Origin of the sequence: Luteolibacter pohnpeiensis, assembly GCF_016595435.1 — a bacterium.
GTDB classification, from domain to species: Bacteria; Verrucomicrobiota; Verrucomicrobiia; order Verrucomicrobiales; family Akkermansiaceae; genus Luteolibacter; species Luteolibacter pohnpeiensis.
Genome location: NZ_JAENIJ010000003.1, coordinates 193,307 through 208,598, shown reverse-complemented (window position 1 = coordinate 208,598; position 15,292 = coordinate 193,307). Strand labels below are relative to the sequence as shown.

Here is a 15,292-nt window from a genome sequence, read left to right as displayed (position 1 = left end):
GCCATCATGAAATCCCTCTTTTGCTGGATGATTTGCGCGGTCGTGGCTCACGCAGCCCCCGCTCCGGCCGAATCCGCTGCGACTGAAATGGCCACCGCGGCGAAATCGTTTTTGAGCAGCTTGGACGAAGCGCAAACGGGCAAAGCAAGTTTTCCCTTCGCCGCAGAATCGCGCGAAGACTGGCATTACATCCCGAGGGATCGCAAGGGACTTCCGGTCGGCGATTTGACCCCGGAGCAGCTTGAGCTTTGCAAGCAGTTGCTGCATTCCGGAATGAGCGAAAACGGAGTCACTAAGGTTGAGACCATCATTTCGCTCGAAAGCCTGCTCGCGGAAATGGAGAAAAATCCAACTTACCGTGATCCCAAAAAATACGCCGTCACCCTGTTTGGCGATCCCACTGCGGATGGAACCTGGGGTTGGAGCTTCGAAGGACATCACGTCTCGGTGAATTTCACGATCGTCGCAGGTAAATCCATCTCCTGCACGCCGTCGTTTTTAGGAGCCAATCCGGGCATCGTCAAAGAGGGCGAAATGGCAGGAACTCAACCGTTGGCGAAGGAAGAAAACCTCGCCCGGACTCTCGCTGCCACCCTCCAGGAAGCCGGAAAGCCTGTGATCTACTCCGAAAAAGCGCCCGCCGAAATCCTCACCGGAGCGAACCGGAAGGTAACCCAGCTTGAGGAAGTCGGCATTTCAGCCGCCGACATGACGGCCTCGCAAAAGCGCGCCCTGCTCGATTTGATCGGCGAATACGCCAATCGCTACCGCCGCGAAGTTGCGAACAAGGCCATGGGTCGCGCGCGGGAAGACTTGGAAAACCTCCATTTCGGCTGGGCCGGCAGTCTCGCCCCCGGCGAGGCGTATTACTATCGCATCCAGGGAAAACGCTTTCTCATCGAAGCCTGCAACATCCAGAACAACGCCAATCACATCCACACCGTTTGGCGGGATTTCGATGGAGATTTCGGCCGTGATGTTCTCGCGGAGCATCTCAAGGATGAGCACCCCGCAAGTGAGTAACTCAGCTTAACAGCTCGCGGAACCGTGGCAGGATCTTTTTGAACAACGAGTTTTTCCCACCGCGCGAAAGCTGCAGGGCGATCAGTTCGGTAGCAGGCTCTGGATCCGCCGGTGACACCGAGCTGGCGTGATACATCGGAGATTCGATCTTCCGCAGCACCATGCCTGACTCCTTGTTGCACTTCAGAGAAACGGTGGTTTCGCCCGCACTCATCACCAATTCGCCCAAAGCAGCCGAATTCGGATCGGCTTCGAGCACGATCGCGATTTCTCCACCTTTTGCGGCAAAGGAGAACTTCGTCGCGCCCTTCTCCGGTTTCGCAGTCGGATTCCATCCGGCCTGAATCGACAGCCACGCGAGCAACTGCAACGCGCAATTCCGGTGCTTGGGATGATGGACGATGCGAATGCTCTCCATCTTCGGCAATGCGGCCTGCGCGACGGGATCGTCAAAAAGTCCGGCAACACCGACGCGGAATTGCCAGGTCCGTGTCCAAGCGAGATCCTGCAGGATCAGCTTGCTGCTGGCTTCCATCGCTTCAGTGAGACGATCAAAAGTCGCCGCAGGTTGCTCCCACGATGAGCTATCGACAATCAGACGATCGATCACGCTGGCAAGGCGCTCCGTGAAAATATCCGAAAGCTCGCCCTGCCACCAAAACACCAGCGGCAAGTCGGAATCCAGATGCGAGAACACCGTATTGCGGAATCGTCCGGTCACCCTGCCGGTCAAATGGAAGGCAACCTGCTCACAGCAAATCGACTTTTTGCCGTTGGCAAGATGGCAATGAGTGGTGATCCACGCACGCAGGCTCTTTTCTTCGATCGAGCGATCGATTTCGACCAGAATCGCCCGGCAGGCGTGGTCCTGGGTGAGGCAACGGATGAACGCGGAGTTCTCGGCCAGTGAGCCTTTTTTCTCCGAGTAAATCACGAGATTCATCAGGGACGCATTGGTCCGTGCCTCGTCCTGAGCCCACAGGTTGCGCAGCTCTTTTTCGATCCCGGAAACCGGAACCTCCATGCCGATGTCGGATAAATCCTGAATCATGGGAGAGTTGGGTTGGAGCTCACAGGCGGCGCCAATCGTGGCCGTCCTTCTTGATCAAATCATCTGCTTCTTTCGGTCCCCAGGAACCGGCGACGTATTCAGCCATCGGCGGCGGGTTGTCCGATTGATGCCAGGCGTGCTCGATGTGGTCGATGAAGCGCCAGGCTTCCTCCACTTCGTCGCGGCGGGCGAAGAGCGTGGCATCGCCAGCGATCGCATCCAGCAACAGGCGCTCGTAAGCTTCCGGGCTGCCTTTGCCAAAGCTGGTGGAATAATGGAAATCCATCTTCACAGGCTCCAGCCGGAGACTGGTGCCGGGGATTTTCGAAACCATGCGCAGCGAAATTCCTTCGTCCGGCTGAATTCGGATCACCAACACGTTGCCACCGGGAACGCCGCCGGTAAGCGCGCCAAAAAGCACGTTCGGCGCGTCTTTGAAATGCACCGAGATTTCCGTCGATTTCTTCGGCAGTTGCTTGCCCATGCGGATGTAAAACGGCACGCCGCTCCAACGCCAGGTATCGATCAGCAAACGAACCGCCACATAGGCTTCGGTATCCGATTCAGGGCTCACGCGATCTTCCTGGCGGTAGCCGAGGACCTCTTTGCCATCGACATGACCGGCGGTGTATTGCGCGCGGACGACGTTTTCAGCGACTTTCTCCGGTGTATCCCACTGGCGGAGCGAGCGGATGACCTTCACTTTTTCGTCGCGAACTCCATCGGCCGAAAGATCGGTCGGAGGCTCCATCGCCACCAAGCTTAGCAGCTGCAACAGGTGATTTTGCACCATGTCGCGCAGCGCGCCGGATTTTTCGTAATATCCGCCACGTCCGCCTTCCATGCCCAGATTCTCCGCGCAGGTGATCTGCATGTGGCTGATGTAGCGGCTGTTCCACAACGGTTCGAAAATCGCATTTGCGAAGCGGAGCACCATCAGGTTCTGCGCCGTTTCCTTGCCGAGATAGTGGTCGATCCGGTAGGTCGCGCTTTCGTGGAAGGTCGAGTTGACCACCTCGTTCAAGTGCTTCGCGGTCGCCAAATCGGTGCCGAACGGTTTTTCCACAATCACCCGCGCCCAGCAGCCATCCTTCGCCTCGTTCAGTCCGGCATTTTTGAGCTGGATCAGAATGTCGTCGAAAAATTCCGGAGCTGACGCGATGTAGAACAAACGGTTGCCCTTGCCACCGCGCTCTTCATCGATCTGGTCCAGCCGTTCAGCGAGACTCTTGTAGCCGTCCGCATCGTTGAACTCCGACTTGTGATAGAAAATATTCTCCGCCAGGTGACTCCAAACTTCGTCATCGTGACCGGAGCGGGAAACCTTCTTGTTCAACTCTTCCAAACCGGAACGAAATTCTTCGTCCGATTTATCCCGGCGGGCAAAGCCGATGATCCGAACGCCAGTCGGCAATTCGCCATCCACCGCCAAATTATAAAGCGCTGGCACCAACTTGCGATGGGTCAAATCTCCGGTAGCACCGAAAATTACAATCGAGCAGGGTTCCGGACGAGAACGGGAAACCAGATCTTCACGGAATGGATTCATAAAGGATGTATCAGGGATATAAGAATTCGGCCGCCGCAAACGGACGGCTGAGATTTACCAAGGCAGAGGGAATGCCCGGTTGAAGGTAAACACGCGTTCGCGGATCGCATGCAGTTTCTCAACATCCTCGTGAACGGACAAGGCTTCATGAATGAAATCGGCCACCGTTTCGACATGAGCTTCTTTCATGCCACGAGTCGTCACCGCCGGGGTGCCGATCCGGATGCCGCTTGGCTTCATCGGGCTGCCGGTATCGAATGGAATGCCATTCTTATTCACCGTGATGCCTGCTTCGTCCAATGCATGGGATGCAACCGCGCCGTTCAGACCTTTGGGTCGGAGATCCACCAGCATCAGGTGGTTGTCCGTGCCGCCGGATACGATGCGGTAGCCGTGCGAAGCAAGACGGGCGGCCATGGCTTGGGCGTTCTTGACGATCTGCTGCTGGTAACCCTTGAATTCCGGCTTGAGCGCTTCACCGAAGCACACGGCCTTTGCCGCGATGACGTGCATCAGCGGGCCGCCCTGAATGCCAGGAAACACTTGGGAATCGATCTTTTTGGCGAACTCTTCCTTGCACAAAATCAGACCACCGCGCGGACCGCGGAGTGATTTGTGAGTGGTGGAGGTCACGAAATCCGCATGAGGGACTGGCGATGGATGGACGCCTGCGGCAACGAGACCAGCGATGTGCGCCATGTCGACGAAAAGATAAGCACCGATCTCGCGGGCCAGCTTGCCCATGCGCTCGAAATCGATTTCCCGTGGATAGGCCGAAGCTCCGACGGTGATCAAAGCTGGCTTCAGCTCACGAGCCGTGTTTTCCAGCTCTTCGTAATTGATGCGCTCATCATCCGGGCTGACGCCGTAATGAGTGACATCGTAAAATCGGCCGGAGAAGTTTGCCTTGTGACCGTGGGTCAAGTGGCCGCCGTGGGCCAGGTCCATGGTGAAAATCTTATCGCCGGGCTTCAACACGGAGAAATACACCGCGGTGTTGGCCTGAGAACCGGAATGCGGCTGAACGTTGGCGTGTTCCGCGCCGAAAATTTGCTTCGCGCGATCGATCGCGAGTTGCTCGACCACGTCGACATTTTCACAACCGCCATACCAGCGGCGGCCTGGATAGCCTTCTGCGTATTTGTTGGTGAGCAAGGAGCCCTGCGCCTCCATGACGGCAGGCGAAGCGAAGTTTTCAGACGCGATCAGCTCGATGTTGTTGCGCTGGCGCTTTTCCTCCGCCGTGATCGCTTCGTAGATTTCAGGATCGGTCACGGCGATGCGGCTGCCGGAGGATTTACAAACCCGGGCCGTGTGACGCCCGCCTTCGAAGGACGTGGTTAGAAATGCATCGACCATCGCGATGCCGGTCGCCGCATCGGTGTATTTCCCGGCGAGGCACAGCACGTTGGAATCGTTGTGCTGACGGGTAACCGTAGCTTCTTCAACGGTGCGAACATTGGCCGCGCGCACATGGCGGTGGCGATTCGCAGAGATGCTCATGCCGACCCCGGTCGTGCAGGCGAGAATTCCAAAATCGAAGGTGCCGTCGGCAACTCCGCAGGCGACCAGATCCGCGTAGTCCGAATAATCAACCGACTCATGGCCTTGCGTGCCAAAATCAGTGACATCGTAGCCTGCTTCCTTCAGATGGGCAGCTACAGCGTTTTTCAAATCGACAGCGCCGTGATCGGCTCCGAGTGCAATACGTAGGGTGGCTTGGCTCATGGGCAGTCCGGGGATTCAAAGCCGATATCAGCGACTTGCAAACCGCAAATTTACGCGATTGCTTTCTATCCGACTGAGAATGGTAGGGTTTACGGGCAATCAGGCAATATTAGGCACTGCTTGCCCGCCTGCGACTGCGCGAAAGCCCGTCGATCAGGAGCCTTTGCCACCTCTTACATCCTGAATGATCAGTTGCAGAGTGGTCCGGCCTCGGAAGGTATTGCGATCGATCGTGAAAGCAATGTCCCAAGGCAGATCGGGCAAAGTGTGTTCCCCGCCGCCAAAGAAAACCGCATCTTGCTCATGAAATCCCTGACGGAGCATGAACCGCAAATGGTTGTTTTTCATATGGACCGGCGGGCGGCTCAATCCGACCTTACGCGCAATGAAAACCGGCTGCGGATTGCCGTTTCCGAAAGGCTGAAGCAGGTCGTAGCTCGCCAGGAAATCCAGTGACAGCTGATCAAAACCGATTTCCGCATCGTACATCAATTTCGGCAACCGTTGCTCCGGGCTGCTGTGGTTCAACACGAACTCGGAAAAATGACGGCGGAAACTCGAAAGATTGTCCTCGTGAATTGAAAGGCCGGCCGCCATGGCATGACCACCGCCGGTGATCAGATCGCCCTCACAGGCACGCAGCGCTTCCACCAGTGAGATCCCTTCAATGCTGCGCCCGGATCCTTTGCCGATCCCGTCCTCATCGATCGCGATGACAAAGGTCGGCTTATGGTATTGGCGCATCAGCCGGGATGCGACGATGCCGACAACCCCGTGGTGCCAGGCGCGCGAGCCAATGACGATCACCGGGTCCCGTTCCGGATCAAAATCCCGATTGAGCATCTCGACGGCTTCCTTGCGGATGAGATTTTCATGGGCTTGGCGCTCACGATTGTAGCCATCGAGCTTTTTCGCCATTTCCAAGGCAAGGCGGCGGCAATCGGTGGTCAAGGTAGCCAATGCATCTTCCGGCACATCCATCCGGCCTGCAGCATTGATCCGCGGGCCGATGCGGAAGCCGACATCCATGGAAGTGACATGGCCATTCATGCCCGTGACTTCCTGAAGCGCGCGCAAACCGGGATTGAGAGTTTTCGATAGATGCTTCAGGCCGTGCCGCACCATCAATCGGTTCTCACCAACCATCGGCACAATATCGGCGATCGTCGCCACCGCGACCAAATCCATCAGCTCCTTCAAATCGAGCGGTGCCGAGCGGGTTTTCAGCAACGCATGCCCGAGCTTGAACGTCACTCCTGCCGCGCAGAGGTAAGAAAAATCAGATCCGCATTTCGGGTTTACCAGAGCGCTGCAGTCCGGCCTCAAACCAGGCAACGGCTCGTGGTGATCGACGATCAGCACATCAATACCTTGAGCACGGAGCATCGCCACTTCATCGATCGAGGCCGTTCCGCAATCCACCGCGATCAGCAAATCCGGCTTGGGCCCCTCTTCCATGCAGCGCTTCAGGGCTATCGTGCTGAGTCCATACCCCTCAGGTCCGCGGCGCGGAATGAAATGCCGGGGTTCAATGCCGTAGGCCCGAAGTATTTGCCGCATCAGGGTGATGGACGTGACACCGTCCACATCGTAATCGCCGTAGATACAAATCTCTTCCCGACCATCGATCGCACGCAGCAGCCGGGTGACTGCCAGATCCATCTCAGGGATCAGGAATGGATCGGCCAAATCTCGCAATCTTGGGCGCAAATACCCCTCCAGATCCAAACCAACAGGCAATCCCCTTTGGCGGATCAGGTGTTCCAAAATAGGTGGAAACGTCCCGGACGAGCCGGTTTCATCAATTTGAAACGGCTCGCCACGCGGAATCCATCGAAACGGCAGAGCTCGCATAAAGTCGGACGAACTTTAGAACACCTGCGATCATGTAGACAAGACTGGATTCTTAGACTGTGACGAAAATACACATAGCGTCATTATGTCGCGCGCACTGTGCAGAAATGTCCCACTTCCCGTTAGTTTCCGCCTTATCACCGCACCTTGAAATATCTATTTATAATTCTTAGTCTGATAGTTACGGATCGAACAAAATCACATGGCACGGTTGTTGCGATAGATTAGGCAACATCAATCGCCTCACCCTGAGGCAGAACTAAAGCAACCCACACCATGTCAAAAATTCTCGGAATCGACCTCGGCACCACCAACTCCTGCATGGCCGTTATGGATGGCGGAGAGCCAGTCGTGCTTGAAAACTCGGAAGGCGCACGCACCACTCCATCCGTGGTTGCATTTGCCAAAAACGGCGAACGCCTTGTCGGCCAAGCCGCTAAACGCCAAGCGGTCACCAACCCTAAAAATACCATTTTCTCGGCCAAGCGCCTGATCGGTCGCAAGTTCTCGGAACTGACTGAAGCAGACAAGCGCATGCCATATACCATCGTCGCAGCATCCAACGGCGACGCACACATTCAAGTGGAAGTCGCAGGTGAGAAGAAAACTTACTCTCCACAGGAAATCGCTGCGATGGTGCTCGGCAAATTGAAGGCCGATGCCGAAAGCAAGCTCGGCGAAAAGATCACCCAAGCCGTGATCACCGTTCCAGCTTACTTCAACGACTCACAACGGAATGCAACCAAGGCCGCTGGCGAAATCGCCGGTCTTGAAGTGCTCCGCATCATCAACGAGCCAACCGCTGCGGCATTGGCATACGGACTCGACAAGAAGTCCGATGAAAAAATCGCCGTTTACGACCTCGGCGGTGGCACCTTCGATATTTCCGTCCTCGAAATCGGCGACGGCGTGTTCGAAGTGCTGGCAACCGATGGTGACACCCAACTCGGTGGTGATGACTGGGACAACACGCTGATCCAATACATCGTCGCTGAGTTCAAAAAGGACCAAGGCATCGACCTCTCCGGTCAGCCTGACGCGCTGCAACGGATCAAGGAAGAAGCTGAAAAAGCGAAGATCGCGCTTTCTTCCAGCCAATCCTACGACATCAACCTGCCGTTCATTACGGCGGATGCAACCGGTCCAAAGCACATCCAACTTTCCCTCACCCGCTCCAAGCTGGAACAACTCACCGACTCGCTTTTCGAGCGCACCAAAAAGCCAGTGCTCGCCGCCTTCAAGGAAGCTGGCGTTTCCGCATCGGACATCAACGAGCTGGTTCTCGTCGGTGGAATGACCCGGATGCCGAAGGTTGTCGAAACCGCGAAGACACTCGCTGGCCAAACGCCTCACCAAGGTGTGAACCCGGACGAAGTGGTCGCAATCGGCGCCTCGATCCAAGGCGGCGTTCTCAAGGGCGACGTGAAAGACGTGCTGCTCCTCGACGTGACTCCGCTCACGCTTTCGATCGAAACCGAAGGCTCCCGCGCCACGCCGATGATCGAGCGCAACACCACGATTCCTGCGAAGAAATCCCAAGTGTTCTCGACCGCATCTGACAACCAGCCTGCGGTGGACATCCGCATTTGCCAAGGTGAGCGCCCGATGTTCTCCGACAACAAACTGCTCGGTAACTTCAAGCTCGATGGCATCGCTCCTGCCCGCCGCGGTGAGCCGCAGATCGAAGTCACCTTTGACATCGACGCCAACGGCATTCTCCACGTTTCCGCCAAGGACAAGCAATCCGGCAAGGAACAGAAGATCTCAATCCAGGGTTCTTCCGGTCTGTCCAAGGACGAAATCGAAAAGGCCCGTCAGGATGCCGAAAGCCACGCCGAAGACGACCGCAAGCGCGTTGAAAAAGTTGACGCCAAGAACAAGGCGGAAAACCTCGCTTTCTCGGTTGAAAAACAACTCGGCGAACTCGGTGACCAAGCACCTGCAGAGCTGAAGTCCTCCCTCGAGGAAAAAGTGAAGGCGGTTCGCGATGCGATCAGCAGCGACGATCTCGACCAGATCAACGCCGCCAGCACCGACCTCGAAAATTCACTTCAAGCTCTTGCCCAGGCTGCTCAAGCCGCTGGCGCCGCCGGTGCCGGTGCTCCGGAAGCCGAAGCTGCACCTGCAGAAGAAGGTTCCGGCGAACCAAAACAAGCCAAAGGCAAGGTCGTCGACGCCGAAGTCGTGGATTGATCAATTCACCACTCGTTGCCTGAGCCATGAAATATCATGTCGTCATGAAGCCGAAGATTAACGAGCTGATCCAGGAGGTGAATCACCTGATTGCATCAGGTTGGAAACCTCTCGGAGGAGTCAGCAACATTTCCGACGGCGCGTGGCACTTTTTCACTCAGGCAATGATCTGGGAGCCTTGACGGTCCTACATCAACAAACTTTCCGCCCTGCTCCGCGCGGGGCGGTTTTCTCACTAGAATACACCAACACTACTACACAACCAAAATGGCTAACATCAAACCCCTCGGACAACGTGTCCTCGTGAAACGCATCGAAGCCGACGCAATCAGCGCAGGCGGCATCGTTCTTCCGGATACCGCCAAGGAAAAACCACAAGAGGCCGAAGTCCTCAGCCTCGGCACGGGTGGCAAAGACGAAGATGGCAAAACCATCGAATTCAGCGTCAAGGTCGGCGACAAGGTTCTCATTTCCAAATACGGCGGCACCGAAGTGAAAGTTGACGGACAAGAAGTCCTCATCATTTCCGAATCCGACATCCTCGGCATCCTCGCCTGATACCTTCTGACAAACTGAACAAAGATAACTCATTCTAGATATGGCCAAACAACTCCAATTCGACGAAGCAGCACGCCAGGCCCTCCTGCGCGGCGTTGAAAAACTCGCCCGCGCCGTCAAGGCAACCCTCGGACCTGCCGGTCGCAACGTCATTCTCGACAAGAAATTCGGCTCCCCAACGATCACCAAGGACGGTGTTTCCGTTGCCAAGGAAATCGAACTCGACGATCCATACGAAAACATGGGCGCCCAGCTCATCCGCGAAGTTTCGAGCAAGACCTCGGACATCGCCGGTGACGGCACCACCACCGCTACCGTGCTTGCAGAAGCCATCTACAAAGAAGGCCTTCGCAACGTGACCGCCGGTGCCAACCCGATCTCGCTGCAACGCGGCATCATGAAGGCGACCGAAGCGATCGTGGCTCAACTCCGCGAGCTTTCCAAGACCGTCTCCGACACCAAGGAAATCGCTCAAGTTGCCACCGTTTCCGCCAACTGGGACAAGGAAATCGGCAGCATCATCGCCGAAGCCATGGACAAGGTCGGCAAGGACGGCACCATCACCGTGGAAGAAGCCAAGGGCATCGAAACCACCCTCGACGTGGTCGAAGGCATGCAGTTCGACAAGGGCTACCTCTCCCCTTACTTCGTCACCAATCCTGAGAGCATGGAAACGTTCCTTGAGAACGCTTACATCCTCATCAACGAGAAGAAGATTTCCTCCCTCAAGGACCTGCTTCCTCTCCTTGAAAAAATCGCCAAAACCGGCCGCCCCCTGCTCATCATCGCAGAAGACGTCGAAGGCGAAGCGCTTGCCGCACTCGTCGTCAACAAGCTCCGCGGCGTGCTCAACGTGGCAGCCGTCAAGGCTCCTGGCTTCGGCGATCGCCGCAAGGCCATGCTCGAAGACATCGCGATCCTCACCGGTGGCCGCGTGATCACCGACGACCTCGGCATCAAGCTCGAGTCCGTTGAAGTCAGCGACCTCGGCGAAGCAAAACGCCTCACCATCACCAAGGAAAACACCGTCATCGTTGAAGGCGGCGGCACTTCCGACGCCATCACTGGCCGCGTGAACCAAATCCGCCGTCAGATCGAAGAAACCACCAGCGACTACGATCGCGAGAAGCTCCAAGAGCGCCTTGCCAAGCTCGCAGGTGGTGTTGCTGTCATCAACGTTGGTGCTGCAACCGAAACCGAAATGAAGGAAAAGAAAGCCCGCGTGGAAGACGCCCTTCACGCCACCCGCGCAGCGGTGGAAGAAGGCATCGTTCCTGGCGGTGGCACCGCACTCATCCGTGCGCAAGCCGCTTGTGGCGATCTTGGCCTTGTGGGTGACGAAGCAACTGGCGCAGGCATCATTTCCCGCGCAGTTGAAGCTCCTCTCCGCCAGCTCGTCTCGAACGCAGGTCGCGAAGGCGCCCTCGTCGTCGAGCGCGTCAAGAGCGGCAAGGGTGGCGAAGGCTACAACGTTGCAACCGACACCTTCGAAGACCTCATCGAGTCCGGTGTGGTTGACCCAACCAAGGTGACCCGTTCCGCGCTGCAAAACGCAGCATCGATCGCCGGTCTGCTTCTCACCACCGAGGCGCTGATCACCGACCTTCCTGAGAAGGAAGCTCCAGCCGCTGCCCACGATCACGGCGGCATGGGCGGTATGGGTGGCATGGGCGGATTCTAATCCACTCATCAATCCTACGATCCATCACCAAAGCCGGGCGGGAAACCGTCCGGCTTTTTTTACGGCCAAATTCCCTCTCTTTGGCTCGATTTTGCCCGTGGGCTTGCCTGATTTCGCAGCACGGCTAGCATGTGGCGAATGAGCCGCAGATCGAGAAAACGAAACCGTGCCAATGCTCCATCCATCGGCTGGTTGGGAAAATCCCTGATCGCTTCCAGTGTTTTGATCATGGTCAGCCTGGCCGTCGCGCACCTCGCCCTGCGTAAATACCTGCACAGCGAAAGCTTCCGCGTTTTTCTTTCCTCCAAAGTCAGCTCTGCGCTGAAAGTAACCGGTGGATTCGCGCCTCTCCGTTGGGATGGCTTGGCGGTCGACACCCAATCGTTCACCGGCAAGGGCGAGTCTACGATCCAAAACATTAATCTTGAGGGACTTCATACGGAAATCACGTTCGACGGGATCACCCGGGGCGTCTGGGAACTCCAGGGAACCCGCGTGGACCGCGTCGCGATCGACATCGATCCATCTCGGAAACCTGAATCCACCAAGCACTCGCCCCCATCTTCTAAACCGAAAACCAAAGAAGAAAAAAGCCATCTATTGCCTGACCGGGTAGAGGTCAGCCAGCTGAATATCGGCGATCTGCGTGCTAAAATTGCCATGGAAGATGGCATCGCCACCGCAAACGGTCTGCAAATCGAACTGGAGGGCAAACCCCGCTCCAATTCCAAAACCGCCTACACCGCCCACATTCAAGGCGGCATCATTGCCTTGCCCGGCGACAAATACCCCGATATCGCCATCGATCATCTGGATTTGAAGTCCAGTGACGATTCCGTCTTCGTCACCAGCGCGCTGGCCCGCGTCTGGAAATCAGGCAGCATCCAGTTTACCGGCGAATATCATATTCCGGACAAAAGTCATGTGTTCGAGGGAGAACTCAGTCACGTCCAGTGTGATGAACTGTTCAAAGACGATTGGGCCCGCCGACTCAGCGGCGAAGTCCATAGCACATTCGTGGCCGAGGGCCGATCTGCTCACCCATACCTCAAGGGCCACCTTTCCATCCAAAATGGCAAACTCACCGCACTGCCGGTTCTCGACGCCCTGGCAGCTTACGCGGACACACGCCGCTTCCGTGAATTGATCCTGAGCGAAGCTCATACGGATTGGAAAAAAGACGCCAATGGTATCACCCTCAACAACCTGGTGCTGGAGTCCGAGGGGCTGATGCATCTTCAGGGCGATCTGAACATTCACGACGAAAAACTGGACGGATTATTTCGTTTAGGTCTCGCCCCTGGCACCCTGAGCACCATTCCGGGAGCCGAAACCACTGTTTTCCAGCCGGGTGAAAAAGGCCTGCTGTGGACCACCCTGCGAATCACCGGCACCACCAAAAAACCGAAAGAAGATCTCACCAATCGACTCATTGCTGCGGCAGGTCTCCGAATGTTCGAACTGGCCCCGGAAACCGGAGAAAAAGTGCTGCGTTTCACCCAATCCATCGTCGACGAAAACTCTTCTGAAACCCTGCAAAAAGGCGTGGATCAAATCGGAAAAGGCATCGAAATCATCGAAAAATCCACCGATGCCGTTCGGGACGCGGGCACCTTGCTCAACGGACTTTTCGGAGATCGACGGAAAGATCAGTGACTCTGAGCTTATTGGTAAATCCTACCTAACCTCTTTGAAATTTTCAGAGGGGAAATGGTCCTAAATACAGCCCCCCCCAAAAGATTCCCAAGCCGCTTTCAATCTCGCATGAGTGATCACGCGGCGGGACTCAGAAGCGTCAGGAAATTCTGCATTGCCGGAGTCACGCGCCCCTCTCGCACGGCCACGCACAAGCGGCTGACCGGAGCTGGCCCTTTCCCGATTGGTGCATATATCACTCCCGGCACCTGGATCTGAGCCAGGCTGGCTGGCACCAGCGAGACGCCCAGACCCGCGGCGACGAGAACCGCAAGCGAAGTCATCTGCGGGGCCTCCTGTCCCGGCACGGGCGTGAATCCAGCTTTGCGGCAGGCACTGAGGATTTCCTTGTGAAAACCCGGCCCATCGCTGTGCGGAAACAGGATCAGCGGTTCCCGCGCGATCGCCTTCAGTGGCAAGCCCCGGCTCACTTCCTCATGTGTCGCAAAGCCGTAGGGCAGCACCAGCAGCATCGGCTCCTTGTCCAGTTCGACCATTTGCACCCCTTTGGGTGGCGGGGTTTTCCCGGGCCTAACAAAGATCACATCGACTTCCCCGTCCTCCAGCATGCGCAACAGTCGGGCGGTCGGTTCCTCCCGCAGTTGCAGATCCACCCCGGGATGCATCTTGGTAAATCGCCGAACGGTCGCTGCCATCCGCGGATGAAAAGCTGCCGATCCAGTGGAGCCAACTCGCAGGCTGCCCATCTCCCCCAGCGCCGCAAGCTGCGCAGCCTTCTTGGCCCGCTCCTCCTGCGCCAGCAGCGCTCTTGCTTCCGGCAGGAAGGCCATTCCGGCTTCAGTCAGCTGGACGCCATGGGGTAGCCGCAAAAAGAGCGGGGTACCGGTTTCCTCTTCCAAGTCGCGGATCTGGCGACTCAGGGGAGGCTGGCCGATCCCCACCCGCGCCGCCGCCCGTGTGAAATTCAGTTCCTCAGCAACGGCTATGAAATACCGGATATGTCGCAGTTCCATAATCTCGAATAAGAGCGATACTTTAAAGGTATCAGCTGAGGCACAGCAAGATATTAGACTAGCCATCAGAATTCGGTGAAACTGATTTCCATCCTATGAAGTCACCTGCCTCACCATCATCGTCCCGCCTTGTTCTGATCACCGGCGTGAGCTCGGGTTTCGGCCGCGCTTTCGCCACCGCTGCCCTGACCGCAGGCCACCGCGTCGTAGGCACGGTGCGAAAGAAAGAAGATGTCGACGCGTTTGAGAGCCTCGCCCCGGATCGAGCCCATGCCGTGATTCTGAATGTCACCCACTTCGACTGCATCGATCCCGCCGTCGCGGCCATTGAGGCCGCTCACGGACCCATCGATGTGCTCATCAACAATGCCGGCTATGGCCACGAAGGCCTGTTGGAAGAATCGTCTTTGGCGGAAATGCGCCACCAGTTCGATGTGAATGTCTTCGGCGCCGTTGCCATGATGAAGGCCGTCCTACCCGGCATGCGCCAGCGCCGCTCCGGCCGCATCATCAATATCACCTCCATGGGCGGATACATCACGATGCCCGGCATCGCCTACTACTGCGGTAGTAAGTTCGCCCTGGAAGGCATCTCCGAAACGCTAGGACGGGAAGTAAAGCATCTGGGCATCCACGTCACCGCCGTCGCACCCGGGTCCTTCCGCACCGACTGGGCCGGGCGCTCAATGGTCCGCTCGGAACGCCGCATCCCGGACTATGACGCCCTTTTCGACCCCATTCGGCAGGCGCGCGAGGAAAAGAGCGGCAAGCAGGCCGGCGACCCGGCGAAGGCCGCAGCTGTGGTGCTGGACCTCCTCGCCGACCCGAATCCGCCCGTACACTTGCTGCTTGGTCGCGACGCTGTCCAACTCGTGCGAGGAAAAATCGCCACGCTCCAGGCCGAAATCTCGGCATGGGAGGCCATATCCTACTCCACCGACTTCGAATGAGCCATCGGCAGATAACGGATGAATCCAGGGGTTCAC

General features: G+C 57.0%; 12 protein-coding genes. 7 read left to right on the top strand and 5 right to left on the bottom strand.

Translation table 11 applies throughout. The features are described from left to right. The first annotated feature begins 6 nt into the window (after positions 1-6). The gene (locus JIN85_RS03125; protein WP_200267555.1) at positions 7-1,023 is read left to right on the top strand and encodes a DUF3500 domain-containing protein; all 1,017 of its coding nucleotides are present in this window, start codon (positions 7-9) and stop codon (positions 1,021-1,023) included. Position 1,024: 1 nt separating this feature from the next. Here the strand turns inward: JIN85_RS03125 and JIN85_RS03120 are convergent, their stop codons facing one another. From JIN85_RS03120 to recJ, 4 genes are all read right to left on the bottom strand, one after another. Next, positions 1,025-2,074 (bottom strand): glucose-6-phosphate dehydrogenase assembly protein OpcA, encoded by a 1,050-nt coding sequence (locus JIN85_RS03120; RefSeq protein WP_200267553.1) that lies wholly within the window; start codon positions 2,072-2,074, stop codon positions 1,025-1,027. A 19-nt stretch (positions 2,075-2,093) separates the two neighbouring features. Then, the gene (gene zwf, locus JIN85_RS03115; protein ID WP_200267551.1) at positions 2,094-3,623 is read right to left on the bottom strand and encodes a glucose-6-phosphate dehydrogenase; all 1,530 of its coding nucleotides are present in this window, start codon (positions 3,621-3,623) and stop codon (positions 2,094-2,096) included. 54 nt (positions 3,624-3,677) lie between these two features. Continuing rightward, complete coding sequence (locus tag JIN85_RS03110; protein ID WP_200267549.1) at positions 3,678-5,351, bottom strand: serine hydroxymethyltransferase; 1,674 nt, start codon at positions 5,349-5,351, stop codon at positions 3,678-3,680. Positions 5,352-5,504: 153 nt separating this feature from the next. Further along, the gene (recJ, locus tag JIN85_RS03105) at positions 5,505-7,205 is read right to left on the bottom strand and encodes a single-stranded-DNA-specific exonuclease RecJ (RefSeq protein ID WP_200267547.1); all 1,701 of its coding nucleotides are present in this window, start codon (positions 7,203-7,205) and stop codon (positions 5,505-5,507) included. Between the two features lie 276 nt (positions 7,206-7,481). Here recJ and dnaK point away from each other — a divergent pair, with 276 nt between their 5' ends. From dnaK to JIN85_RS03080, 5 genes are all read left to right on the top strand, one after another. Then, positions 7,482-9,398 carry a molecular chaperone DnaK gene (gene dnaK, locus JIN85_RS03100; protein WP_200267545.1) on the top strand — a complete coding sequence of 639 codons (1,917 nt, stop codon included), beginning with the start codon at positions 7,482-7,484 and terminating at the stop codon, positions 9,396-9,398. Positions 9,399-9,442: 44 nt separating this feature from the next. Next, positions 9,443-9,580, top strand: a complete 138-nt coding sequence (locus tag JIN85_RS03095) for a DUF1737 domain-containing protein (RefSeq protein ID WP_200267543.1) — start codon at positions 9,443-9,445, stop codon at positions 9,578-9,580. An 85-nt stretch (positions 9,581-9,665) separates the two neighbouring features. Continuing rightward, positions 9,666-9,956 carry a co-chaperone GroES gene (locus tag JIN85_RS03090; RefSeq protein ID WP_200267541.1) on the top strand — a complete coding sequence of 97 codons (291 nt, stop codon included), beginning with the start codon at positions 9,666-9,668 and terminating at the stop codon, positions 9,954-9,956. Positions 9,957-9,996: 40 nt separating this feature from the next. Further along, positions 9,997-11,637, top strand: a complete 1,641-nt coding sequence (groL, locus tag JIN85_RS03085) for a chaperonin GroEL (protein WP_200267539.1) — start codon at positions 9,997-9,999, stop codon at positions 11,635-11,637. A 138-nt stretch (positions 11,638-11,775) separates the two neighbouring features. Next, a complete protein-coding gene (locus JIN85_RS03080; protein ID WP_200267537.1) occupies positions 11,776-13,293 on the top strand; it encodes a hypothetical protein in 1,518 nt (505 codons plus the stop codon). 116 nt (positions 13,294-13,409) lie between these two features. Here JIN85_RS03080 and JIN85_RS03075 read toward each other — a convergent pair whose 3' ends face one another. Further along, positions 13,410-14,306 carry a LysR family transcriptional regulator gene (locus JIN85_RS03075; protein ID WP_343225479.1) on the bottom strand — a complete coding sequence of 299 codons (897 nt, stop codon included), beginning with the start codon at positions 14,304-14,306 and terminating at the stop codon, positions 13,410-13,412. Between the two features lie 95 nt (positions 14,307-14,401). Here JIN85_RS03075 and JIN85_RS03070 point away from each other — a divergent pair, with 95 nt between their 5' ends. Then, the gene (locus tag JIN85_RS03070; protein ID WP_200267533.1) at positions 14,402-15,256 is read left to right on the top strand and encodes an oxidoreductase; all 855 of its coding nucleotides are present in this window, start codon (positions 14,402-14,404) and stop codon (positions 15,254-15,256) included. Positions 15,257-15,292: the final 36 nt, after the last annotated feature.

Bases quoted from the DNA above. Each gene is read 5' to 3' on its own strand.
- JIN85_RS03120 (WP_200267553.1), bottom strand. From the start codon at position 2,074: ATGATTCAGGATTTATCCGACATCGGCATGGAGGTTCCGGTTTCCGGG.
- JIN85_RS03125 (WP_200267555.1), top strand. From the start codon at position 7: ATGAAATCCCTCTTTTGCTGGATGATTTGCGCGGTCGTGGCTCACGCA.
- zwf (WP_200267551.1), bottom strand. From the start codon at position 3,623: ATGAATCCATTCCGTGAAGATCTGGTTTCCCGTTCTCGTCCGGAACCC.
- dnaK (WP_200267545.1), top strand. From the start codon at position 7,482: ATGTCAAAAATTCTCGGAATCGACCTCGGCACCACCAACTCCTGCATG.
- groL (WP_200267539.1), top strand. From the start codon at position 9,997: ATGGCCAAACAACTCCAATTCGACGAAGCAGCACGCCAGGCCCTCCTG.
- JIN85_RS03075 (WP_343225479.1), bottom strand. From the start codon at position 14,306: ATGGAACTGCGACATATCCGGTATTTCATAGCCGTTGCTGAGGAACTG.
- JIN85_RS03090 (WP_200267541.1), top strand. From the start codon at position 9,666: ATGGCTAACATCAAACCCCTCGGACAACGTGTCCTCGTGAAACGCATC.
- JIN85_RS03070 (WP_200267533.1), top strand. From the start codon at position 14,402: ATGAAGTCACCTGCCTCACCATCATCGTCCCGCCTTGTTCTGATCACC.
- recJ (WP_200267547.1), bottom strand. From the start codon at position 7,205: ATGCGAGCTCTGCCGTTTCGATGGATTCCGCGTGGCGAGCCGTTTCAA.
- JIN85_RS03080 (WP_200267537.1), top strand. From the start codon at position 11,776: ATGAGCCGCAGATCGAGAAAACGAAACCGTGCCAATGCTCCATCCATC.
- JIN85_RS03095 (WP_200267543.1), top strand. From the start codon at position 9,443: ATGAAGCCGAAGATTAACGAGCTGATCCAGGAGGTGAATCACCTGATT.
- JIN85_RS03110 (WP_200267549.1), bottom strand. From the start codon at position 5,351: ATGAGCCAAGCCACCCTACGTATTGCACTCGGAGCCGATCACGGCGCT.